Genomic DNA, 10,792 nt, shown 5'->3' with positions numbered 1-10,792 from the left:
ACGCGACGGGCGTCCGTGGGATATCGGCTGCCTGCCTTCTGCACGTCGCTCGGGAGGATCTTGCTGGCCAACCAGTCGATCGAAGAACAGCAGCGTCTCCTGGCGCGCGCGCCTTTTCCGCAATATACGGCTAAAACCGTGGTCCAGCGTGACGACCTCGCTCGGGAATTCGCAAAGGCCCTGACCGACGGCTTCGCCACCCAGCAGGACGAGATCGAACTGGGTGTCGTATCGATCGCGTTGCCGGTTTGCGATCCCCAAGGAAACGTGATCGCTGCGATCAACTGCTCCTCCGAGACAGACCGCACCACGATCGAGGATTTGATTGCCACGCGCCCGCCGGCCTTGAGGGAGGCGCGGGCCCATATCGAATGGGCGCTTCGCAGGGCGCCTGCTCTTGTCCATTCGATCCGCTCATCCTGGCGCGCGACGTAGCCGTTGCCAACCAGGACGTTAAGCTAGTCAGCTCAGCTGGCGCGGATCGGTGCGTGTTCGCTGAACAGTCTGTCGGCTCTTGTCAACTTGCCGAGCATGAGACGGAAAGGCGGCAGGTGTGGTGATCATTTAGAATCCAGTCGACGGATTTTGGGCGAGTTGAGTGAATTCGCGCCAGTCAGCGAACCTGCTGCAAGCTGTTTGCGATACAGTGAAGCGCGCAGCAGATGCCGCTTGAGCGCGAAATGTTGCCGGATCGGCCCGAAGCACGAAAGGAATTCCTGCGTACGTTTTGGGTCTCGAAAACCACGCATGCGACGCTCACGTTCACGCCTTGGTTGGTGGCTGTTCTCAGCCCGGTTGTTCACCCGGGGTGCCGCCTTGACGAACACATGCTTCACGCTGACAAGTTCCGGAATTTCCGCCTTTGCCGCTGAATAGCTGCGCAGCTGATCGATGACGATCGTGCGAAGCGTCGGGCATGAACGCATCACACGCTTGAAGAAGCGTCTGGCCGTGGCTTTGTCGCGCCGCTTTTGTAGCAGGACGTCGAGTTCGGCGCCATGCTCGTCGACCGCACGCCACAGCAAGTACGGTTCGCCACGCAGCGTGACGAACATCTCGTCAAGATGCCACGTGCCACCCGACTTGCGTCGCGCCGCTTTTACCCGTTGAGCAAAGCCTTCACCAAACTTGGCGCACCTGCATCGGATCGTCTCGTACTGAGGGTCACACCGCGCTCGAAGAGCAGCCGGAGCCGGGCACGACCAGCGCCTGGAGGATGCGCCGGGCGACCTTGCGACCGCGCAGCCCGCGCGCGGCGTTGCGCAGATCCTCGATTCGGGCATTGGTACACGAGCCAGGTATGGGCCTGGCTTTGGTCGGCACCTACAAAAAAGCCGTCCAACCGCTCTTTAAGCTCCCGGTGACTGTCCACACCTGACGCCGGCGATTGTTTCGCCAGACGAAAAACTATGCGCCAGGGGAAATACTAATTGGCGCGGCTAAGAGCCGTCTGTATATTTCGACTAGCGCATAAAATTGCACGTAGCGAATAAATGAGCCGTCTGCAACGTCCTTAGACCGAAGTTGCCGGCCACATATTCGCGCACCGAATACTCGACGAAAATCGAATTAGCATGGAGAGGAATATTGAAGTCTGCCGAGCGCCCTACGACGGCCATTGCATGGGCCTTTCCCGATCGTGTCATCGTCCGTGATGAGGGTTTTTGCTCCTCGCTGATCGGGCACGTCTCCTCACTGAATATTTCCACTTCCTTCTTCTCGGATGTCAATTCCCATGAATGAGTTCTCGGATTTCGCTCCACTTCTCGTCGACTCGCCCACTGTCTCCGGTTTCGCCACCACTTCGTGGGGCGAGCACGCACGCGTGCGCCTCCGCGGCGCCCAGACCGATGGGCGCTTATCGATGCTTGTTTATGAATGTCCCGCAGGCTTCGGACCAGTGCGCCATCTGCATCGTGAGGACGATGAGATCATCCTGATGGAGCGAGGCACTATCGCGGTGTGGACGCCGCGCGAATGCCGCACAGCCGGGCCAGGCGATGTGGTCATGCTGCCCAAGGGCGTGCCGCACGCCTGGCGCTCATACGGCGACGAGCGGGTCCGGTTCCAGGTGATCGTGACGCCCGGAGAGTTCGAGCCGTTCTTCGAGCACATCGTTGAGCGGAACCTTACTCTCGCGGATCAGGCTGAGCTCGTCACGGTCGCATCCGAGGCTGGGATGGATATCATTGGCCCACCGTTGAACGATGAAGAAGTCGCGGTGATCCGCGCCGGCGGGCGCGTCTGAAAGCAGCGCTCTTCCGCCTTGAGGTTCTCGAAAGCCGCGCCGTCGCCTCGGCGCTGGCAAGCCCGACGGATGCCGGCCATGGCCTCGTTCATGGAAGCATACCTCGGCGCAGCGTGCGTTCCGGTGCAACCTCGGCGGCGTCATCGCCGGCTGCATCAAGCCTTTGAATAAGCGGCTGAAGTGCCGCGACAATGTGTGAATTGGAGATACATTAGTGACCGAGAGCCTCAAACAAGCCTGCGACGCCGCACTGTCCCGCGTCGTTGCTGGCGAGCCGCGTCTGCCGGGCGTGGTGGCAATGGTGACTGACCGCACCGGCACGCTGTATGCCGGTGCGGCTGGAGAGCGGATCCTCGGCAGCGGCGTGCCGATGACGACCGACACGGTCTTCGCGATGTATTCGGCCACCAAGGCGATCGCCGCCACCGCAGTGCTTCAGCTCGCGGAGGCGGGCCGGCTCGATCTCGACGCACCGGCGAAAGCCTACGTGCCGGAGCTCGGCCAGCTTGAGGTGCTCGAGGGATTCGACGCCGACGGCAAGCCGGTTCTGCGCGCGCCGAAGCGAGACATCACAACCCGCATGCTCCTTCTTCACACCGCCGGGTTTGCCAACGACGTTTTCAACGAGACCTATCTGCGGTTGCGACAGAGCCTCGGCCTGCCGTCAACGGGCACGGCCAGGAAGGCGTCCCTGATGATGCCGCTCCTCTTCGATCCCGGCGAGCGCTGGGAATACGGCAGTGGGGTCGACTGGGCGGGGCAGGTCGTCGAGGCGATTGCCGGAAAGCGTCTCGGCGAGGTGATGCAGGAGCGGATCTTCGCGCCGCTCGGTATGACGAGTACGGCATTTACTCTCACGCCATCAATGCGCGAGCGGCTGGCACGTGTGCACCAGCGCGGCGCCGACGCATCGCTGGAGCCGCTGATGAATTTCGGGCCTACGGCGAACCCCGAGGTGGATATGGGCGGCTCCGGGCTCTACGGGACCGTCGAAGACTACATCAGGTTCATCCGCATGTGGTTGAATCACGGGATGGGCGATCACGGCCGCGTGCTGAAGCCGGAAACCGTCGCCATGGCAGTGCAGAACGGTCTTGGCGATAAGAAGATCAAAGCCTTGCCCGGCGTGATCCCGTCGCTTTCCAACAACGCTGAATTCTTTCCCGGCATGTCAAAATCCTGGGCTCTCAGCTTCATGCTTAACGACGAGCCCGCGCCGACCGGGCGCCCTGCGGGAACACTCGCATGGGCGGGGCTGGCCAATTGCTATTTCTGGATCGACCACACGACGCAGGTCGGCGGCTTCTGGGCGACCCAGGTCTTTCCCTTTGTCGACGCGACCGCCATCGGCGGATATCTCGATTTCGAAACGGTGGTCTACGAGGTTGTTTCTCGATAAGGCGACAGGACGAGCAAGTCGCCACTATGTAGGGCTGCTTATATATAGCCGGGTCGGCCGGTGGAATTTCACCACCAGCCGCCCACAGAACCGTCGACCGCTCGGCGTTGAGCCCTTCGAGCGCGGCCAGATTGGCGCCGCTCTTATCGACGGTAATCGTTTCGGGCTCGCCGTTCTGGTCAATCGCCCTCTCGAAGTCGCGGCGCGCAGCGGCCTTGTCACGGTGGGCGCGCAACAGGAAATCAACCGTATTGCCCCACTTGTCGACGGCGCGGTACAGGAATTTCCATTGGCCTTTGACCTTGACGTAGGTTTCGTCCATCCTCCAGCTCTTGCCAACCGGTCGCTTGTGCCGTCGAAAAGCCTTTTCGAACAACGGCACGAGCTTGATGACCCAGCGGTGCACGCTCGAATGATCCACCTCGATGCCCCGTTCGGCCATCATTTCTTCGAGGTTGCGCAGGCTCAGCGAGTACGCGACATACCAGCGCAAGCACAAAGCGATGACATCCAGCGGATAATGAAGCCGCTTGCGCACCTTGGCAATGCCAGCAGGCAGCGTCTTGCGCGGCGCATCCTTCGTCTTGGGCATCTTGTTTGTCACTGGCGATCGAATGCAAAGTCCAACCTAGGGCCTTAGCGCGACAAGACCCCGAAAAGTCCTCGACACGCACGACGGCTAGAACATTTGCCGCAGCCCGACCATCGCACCCGTCTGCCCTACGCCTTTCGGCGGCGTGGTCCCGCCTCCGCCAGAGCTGACCGAATACGCAGCGTTACGGCTGTTGGCGAGGTACGCAGCCTGCGCGTATACTGCGGTCCTTTTCGAAAGCAGGTAAGTAACACGCAATGTTCCCAGCGTCGCGCGCGCGTCCTGCGCCGCATTAACAATCCGGTACACCTCGGCTTCGGCAATCACATCGGGACGCACGTTATAACTGGCGCCGAGGTAGAACAGATCGGAATGAACATTGGGTGTAATGGCCGCGATCGTTTCGACCTTGCGATTCAACCAGCCGCCGCCGATTCGCGCGTTCGCAATCTTCAGATAGCCATTCACGAGCAGACGCGCATCCTTGTCATTACTACTCGTCAAAGGCACAGGCGCGATGCCGTCAAAGAAATTCGCCGCCGCACCCGTACCGCCACGTTGTTCCTCGTACGAAATCGCGGCACCAAAGTGCGCGGCGTCGTATTTGACCATCGCCGACCATTGCCGGCACTGAGTGAACGCTCCTGGCACCGAACCGGCACATGTGCCCTGCCCCGGCGAATTGCCCGTGCCTGTTGAGTCACGGCCGAACGACCAGGTAGCGCCAATCGACAGTCCGCCGAACCGGTTCACGTAGGCGATGCTGTTATCGCTGCGCGCATTGGGCAGATACGCATCAAGCGAGCCGATGCCATAGATGGCCGGTCCGATCAGGTCGCTGTCGAGCAACGCAAAATACGTCATCGTGTACTGGCGGCCCAGCGATATCGTGCCGTATGGCCCACGGATGCCCACCCATGCCTGACGGCCGAACAGGCGTCCGCCTTGGCCCAGATCGCCGCCACGCACATTGAAGCCATTCTCCAGCACGAACAGCACACTATTGCCGTTACCCAGATCTTCCTGCCCGCGCAAACCCCAACGCGAAGGCAGCGAGCCGGTAATACCTGGCTGCCGCACTATCCGGTCACCCTGTGCATTTGCGTGAGACACAACTTCAATCCCTGTGTCGATGATTCCGTAGAGCGTGACGCTGCTTTGCGCCGACGCGATCGCGGGAAGGCTGGCCACGAATATGCCGCTGGCAATTGCGAATCCGATCTTCTTCATCTGTCTCCACCATCCTGATTTTTATCTGAAACGCCATTGACGGCATCTCCATTTCTCTCTCCAGACGCGATCGTCCATACCCGAGAGAGTGAAACCAGTGTCACGGAGACAAACTCATTCGACAAGGGGACAGCGGGAATGACTCCTATTATTTCAACGAATAACCTGCGGATCGCCGGCAGCAGTCCTTAAGTATTCAATGCCCCATCACCGGCCGAATAATTCGACCGCGATCGAGCGCAGCCAACGGTTACCGGGATCCATGTGTTGGCACCGATGCCAGTGTTGTCTCAGATCGAAGGTCGGAATCGGATATGGAGGCACTAGCACCTGCACGTCCGCAATTCGAGCGAATACCTCGCCCACCGGAACCGGCACAGTGACGATCAGATCAGTGGACGCGATCACCATTGGAACGCTCAAAAAGTGTGGCGAGTGCAGCAACTCGCGGCGCTTGATACCTTTTTCGCGCAGAAATTCCTCGACCAGTTCCTGGCTGCGTCCTTCGGTCTGGACAACCACATGCGACGCCTCGCGAAACTGCTTTTGCGTCAGTTTGCCTTTTACGACGGGATGCCCTTTGCGGGCGAGACAAACAAATCCGTGCACGAAAAGCCGTTGTTGAAAGACATCGGAGCCGCCCAGATCGGGGAAAAATCCAATCACCAGGTCGACCTGCCCGCGCTCCAGCAAATCCATCAGTTCGCGATGGGGCGCGGAGATAGTCCTGATGTCGATCAGCGGTGCATCCTTCGCAAGCCGCGCGAGCAGGCGTGGGAGAAACGCCATTTCTCCGACGTCCGACATCGCGATCGTGAACGTGCGCCTCGCCTGTGCGGGGTCAAACTGAGGCGCGCTAAGCAGGTTCTCGCGGACGCTGGACAGCACTGACTGGACGATCGGGGCGAGCTGCACTGCACGCGGCGACGGTTGCATGCCGGTCCGCACCTTCAGAAACAGCGGGTCGTCGAGCTGCTCACGCAGACGCTTCAACGAATGCGACATTGCCGGTTGACTAAGACCTAGCTCCTCAGCCGCTCTTCCCAGATGGCCTTGCCGCCACACTGCGTCGAAAACCCGCAGCAGATTCATATCGAAGTTATCCATTTTATTCATGACCGTCATTCGCTCCATTGTATTGCTGAATGATTTCCCAGCAGCGAAACTCTGTTCACAGTTCTGCGCCGGCGGTCTTCGCAGAACTCAGGTCCGGTTTGGCGAAGGTTAAACCAGGACCCCGCAGTACGCCACGGTCGCGTCGCGAATACCGTATTGGCGTCGCGCGTGTAATGCAATCGAAAATAACTTCGGATCATCCGAGGAGACACATGAACCCAGATTCAAATCCCACTCCCGCGTCAGTCGAATCGGTTATCGAGCGCAAGCCGCTCGGTGCCTTTCGCATCAGGATTTTTGTCGTATGTTTTCTGATCGTGCTGATGGACGGTTTCGACACCCAGGCAATCGGCTTCGCGGCGAAAGCGATGTCGGTTTCGCTCGACATTCCAGTCGCGCTGTTCGGACGCGTCTTTTCCGCCGGCCTGTTTGGCGCGATGGTCGGCGCACTCCTGCTCGGCCCGCTCGCTGATCGCTATGGGCGCCGCTGGATGCTGGTCACGTCGATTGTCATCTTTTCCGCGTTTTCATTGTTGACACCGCAGGCAACGCATTTAAACGGACTTTTGGTGTACCGCTTCTTTGCGGGGCTCGGCTTGGGTGGAGCAATTCCGAATCTGCTCGCATTGTCGTCAGAATACGCGCCGCGACGGATGCGCGGTGTACTGACCGGTGTGCTGTATGCGGCCTTTCCGCTCGGCGGTGCGCTCGGCGCGTTGACCAGCGCGCATATTGTGCCTGCATATGGCTGGCAGACGTTGTTTTATGTGGGAGGCGCAACTCCGTTGCTGTTTGCGGCACTGGTGGCCGTCGCTTTGCCGGAGTCGCTGCCCTTTCTACTGCGGCGAGAACACGGGCTGCAGAAAGTTCAGACCATCGTGCGCCGAATCACCGGCGATGACACCCAGAACACTCATTTCGTCGATCTCGAAGAACGCGTCGGTGCTCTGCCCTTTCGGGATCTTTTCCTGCATGGACGAATCGCACCGACGTTGTTGCTGTGGACCGGTTTCTTCATGTGTTTCGTCCTGCTGATTGTCCTCGTGCTCTGGATGCCGGCTCTGTTACGCAACGAAGGCGTTGACGAGCATAACGCGGCACTGATTGTCGGGCTCGTTAATCTTGGCAGTGTAGCGGGAACCGGCATAGGCGGACGACTGGTCGATCGCTTCGGACCATTTATCGCGTTGCCGCTGCTGTTCCTCTGTGGTGCGCTGAGCGTGTCGCCGTTGGGCTACGTAACGGGCTCAATGGCTTTGCTCGCGGTTTTTTCGACCCTATCCGGCTTCTTCATGGGCGCCGGCAGTTCGGGGCTGCTCAGCGTGGCTGTGCTGACCTATCCAAGCGGCATGCGCGCCACGGGCATCGGCTGGGCAATGGCGCTCGGCCGTATGGGCCAGGTCACGGGTCCGATTATCGTCGGCGCATTGCTGGCCGGTGGATTCAGTGTCAATCGAATCTTTCTGTACAGCGCAGTGCCCGCCGTGTGTGCCGCGGCCGCGATTGTCGCGCTGCGCGTATGTCGCGCCGGCCCCGCCAGTAGCGTGGCGCCTTTACCTGGACAGGACGCGGGCTCAAAACGAACAGTTATTGAAAACCGACTGTAAAGCCGGCGTGCAAGGAGCCGAACGATCGCGCCGGTCGTCATGCAACAACCAAGGAATGTTATGAAACTCACTAATCAGAAATCGCCCATCCTTGTCGTCGGAGGCGGCATCGGCGGACTGGCAGCGGCGTTGGCCCTCGCACGCGAGGGGTACTATGTAAAGGTACTTGAACAGGCGACGACGATCGCTGAAATCGGTGCCGGCGTCCAGTTCGGACCTAATGCATTCGCCGCATTCGACGCGCTCGGCATCGGCGAGAAGACACGCAGCCATGCGGTCTATACCGATCACATGATGATGATCGACGCGGTCGACGGCCGACCGGTCGCCGATATCCCGCTCGGCGACGCGTTTCGTCGGCGCTTTGGCAATCCGTACGCGGTCACACATCGCGCGGACGTTCACACCTCCCTTCTGGAAGGCGTGAAGGAAACCGATCTGATCGAATTCGTCACGTCGACACGCATCGTCGGTCTGGAGCAAAGCACCGACGGCGTCACTGCGATCGACGAGTCCGGCCGCACCTACAGCGGCTGTGCGTTGATCGGCGCCGACGGCGTGAAGTCGGCGATCCGCGCGCAACTGGTAGGCGACGATGCACGCGTGTCGGGGCACGTCGTCTATCGGGCGGTGATCGATGCGAAAGATTTTCCGCGTGACATGCAATGGAACGCGCCCGTACTGTGGGTCGGTCCGAACTGTCACGTCGTGCATTACCCCGTGCGTGCCGGAGAACAGTACAACCTCGTCGTGACGTTCCATAGCCGGCAGCAGGAGACGTGGGGCGTCACCGAAGGCAGCCGCGATGAAGTGCTCTCGTATTTCGGCGACGTCGATGCCCGCCCGCATCAACTGCTCGAACTGCCGCCGACATGGAAGCGCTGGGCCACCGCGGACCGCGAGCCGATTGCACGGTGGACCTACGGTCGTGCGACCTTACTCGGCGACGCCGCGCATCCCTTGTTGCAATACCTCGCGCAGGGCGCATGCATGGCTGTCGAAGATGCAGTGACGCTCGGCGCCGCCGTGCGCGCCCGCGCCGGTGATCTGCCTGCGGCATTCGCGCTCTACGAGAACGCGCGTATTGCACGCACTGCGCGCGTTGTGCTCTCGACTCGCGAGTTTGGCCGGCTCTGTCACGCCTCAGGCGTCGAACGACTCGTACGCAACTCCCTATGGCGCGGACGATCACCCGAACGCTTCTACGACGCGCTCGAATGGCTGTACGGCTGGAAGGCCGATAGCTGCCTCGAAGCGTAATTCCCAACCTCACCCAGGAGTACTCGATGACTTTCGTTCTGTCGCCCCCTACCGTCCCCTCCCTGGCAGTCGCGCCTGGCAATAACGGCGACACCAATAGCCGTTTCCCCGTCCGGCGCGTGTATTGCGTCGGCCGCAATTACGCCGCGCATGTGCGCGAAATGGGCTTCGACCCGGATCGCGAACCGCCATTCTTTTTCCAGAAACCGGCCGACTCGATCGTTGTCGCCGCTGCCGGACATGCGGCTCAGCTTTCCTATCCGCCGTGCACGAGCGAATACCACTTCGAAATCGAACTAGTCGTCGCCATCGGCACGGCGGGACGCAATATCTCCGTCGAGCGCGCAAATGACCACATCTGGGGTTACGCGGTGGGGCTGGATATGACGCGCCGCGATCTGCAGATCGACGCGCGCAACAAGGGCCGTCCGTGGGAGCTGGGGAAGAGTTTCGACCAGTCCGCGCCGGTCTCCCTGCTGCATCCCGCAGCATCGGTCGGGCACCCTTCGAGCGGCGAGATCTGGCTTCAGGTCGATGGCCAGGATCGGCAGCGCAGCGATCTCGCGAATCTGGTGTGGTCGGTTCCAGAAATCGTCGCCAACCTGTCGACGTATTTTGAATTGCAGCCCGGCGACCTGATCTTTACCGGCACGCCAGAAGGCATCGGCCCAGTGCAGCGGAACGAAGTGATGCGGGGCGGTATTGCCGGCTTGACGGACATCGAAGTGCGGGTGATTTGACATGCAGCAACCCGACTTCGATCTGTACAACTTCTTCAACAGCTCGGCCGCCTATCGCGTCCGCATCGCGATGGGACTCAAGCAGTTACAGTGGCAACATATCGGCGTGAATCTGCGCGCGGGCGAGCAGTATCAGGACGGGTATGGGGCCGTGAATCCCAACCGGCTCGTCCCGACGCTTCGCCATGGCGACCGGCATATCACGCAGTCGCTCGCGATTATCGACTACCTCGACCAGTTAAAGCCCGATCCCCTGCTGGTGCCACGCGATGGGCCAGTACGCACGCAGGTGCTCGAGATCGCACTGCTGGTCGCGTGCGACATGCATCCACTCAATAACATGCGGGTGCAAAAATATCTGGCAGGCACGCTCGCAATCGCCGATGCGGAAAAGTCCGCTTGGATCGAGCATTGGCTGACGGCCGGCTTTATCGCTCTGGAAGAGTGCCTGTCCGATCGTGATCGCTGGGCAGTCGGCGACACACCCACGCTCGCCGACTGTTGCATCGTGCCGCAAGTCGCCAATGCATTGCGGGCCTCATATCAACTCGACCGCTTCCCGCGGATCCAGCGCCTCTACGATCACTGCCAGCGTCATCC

At 60.5% G+C, this 10,792-nt stretch carries 9 protein-coding genes and 3 pseudogenes; 7 read left to right on the top strand and 5 right to left on the bottom strand.

The window, feature by feature from the left end:
* Window positions 1-435: IclR family transcriptional regulator domain-containing protein (locus QOC89_RS14715; RefSeq protein WP_323045676.1), on the top strand; the 435-nt coding region annotated here is incomplete at its 5' end.
* Window positions 436-564: 129 nt separating this feature from the next.
* Here QOC89_RS14715 and QOC89_RS14710 read toward each other — a convergent pair.
* Both QOC89_RS14710 and QOC89_RS14705 read right to left on the bottom strand, forming a co-directional pair.
* Window positions 565-1,186: pseudogene (locus tag QOC89_RS14710) on the bottom strand (IS6 family transposase); the annotation flags it as partial.
* Window positions 1,186-1,296 (bottom strand): annotated as a pseudogene (locus QOC89_RS14705) (aconitase family protein); the annotation flags it as partial. The pseudogenes QOC89_RS14710 and QOC89_RS14705, both read right to left, overlap by 1 nt.
* A 439-nt stretch (window positions 1,297-1,735) precedes the next feature.
* Here QOC89_RS14705 and QOC89_RS14700 point away from each other — a divergent pair.
* The gene (locus QOC89_RS14700) at window positions 1,736-2,248 is read left to right on the top strand and encodes a cupin domain-containing protein (protein ID WP_323045675.1); all 513 of its coding nucleotides are present in this window, start codon (window positions 1,736-1,738) and stop codon (window positions 2,246-2,248) included.
* A gap of 214 nt (window positions 2,249-2,462) precedes the next feature.
* Entirely contained in the window at window positions 2,463-3,647 is a 1,185-nt protein-coding gene (locus QOC89_RS14695) for a serine hydrolase domain-containing protein (protein WP_323045674.1), read from the top strand.
* 97 nt (window positions 3,648-3,744) lie between these two features.
* Here QOC89_RS14695 and QOC89_RS14690 read toward each other — a convergent pair.
* The 3 genes and pseudogenes from QOC89_RS14690 to QOC89_RS14680 all read right to left on the bottom strand — a co-directional run.
* A pseudogene (locus QOC89_RS14690) lies at window positions 3,745-4,239 on the bottom strand (IS6 family transposase); the annotation flags it as partial.
* A gap of 87 nt (window positions 4,240-4,326) precedes the next feature.
* Window positions 4,327-5,469 carry a porin gene (locus tag QOC89_RS14685; RefSeq protein ID WP_323045673.1) on the bottom strand — a complete coding sequence of 381 codons (1,143 nt, stop codon included), beginning with the start codon at window positions 5,467-5,469 and terminating at the stop codon, window positions 4,327-4,329.
* Window positions 5,470-5,676: 207 nt separating this feature from the next.
* Complete coding sequence (locus QOC89_RS14680) at window positions 5,677-6,585, bottom strand: LysR family transcriptional regulator (RefSeq protein ID WP_323045672.1); 909 nt, start codon at window positions 6,583-6,585, stop codon at window positions 5,677-5,679.
* Between the two features lie 29 nt (window positions 6,586-6,614).
* Between QOC89_RS14680 and QOC89_RS14675 the strand changes: the two genes are divergently transcribed.
* The 4 genes from QOC89_RS14675 to maiA all read left to right on the top strand — a co-directional run.
* Complete coding sequence (locus QOC89_RS14675; protein ID WP_323045671.1) at window positions 6,615-8,192, top strand: MFS transporter; 1,578 nt, start codon at window positions 6,615-6,617, stop codon at window positions 8,190-8,192.
* A 60-nt stretch (window positions 8,193-8,252) separates the two neighbouring features.
* Entirely contained in the window at window positions 8,253-9,452 is a 1,200-nt protein-coding gene (locus QOC89_RS14670) for a 3-hydroxybenzoate 6-monooxygenase (protein ID WP_323045670.1), read from the top strand.
* 26 nt (window positions 9,453-9,478) lie between these two features.
* A complete protein-coding gene (locus QOC89_RS14665; protein WP_323045669.1) occupies window positions 9,479-10,192 on the top strand; it encodes a fumarylacetoacetate hydrolase family protein in 714 nt (237 codons plus the stop codon).
* Window position 10,193: 1 nt separating this feature from the next.
* A partial coding sequence (maiA, locus tag QOC89_RS14660; protein WP_323045668.1) for a maleylacetoacetate isomerase occupies window positions 10,194-10,792 on the top strand: 599 nt, incomplete at its 3' end.

The sequence above is a fragment of the Paraburkholderia sp. genome (genome assembly GCF_034668105.1).
Classification (GTDB): Bacteria; Pseudomonadota; Gammaproteobacteria; order Burkholderiales; family Burkholderiaceae; genus Paraburkholderia.
The sequence above is the reverse complement of the archived record's forward strand: the minus strand, read 5'-3'. Positions and strand labels throughout refer to the sequence as shown.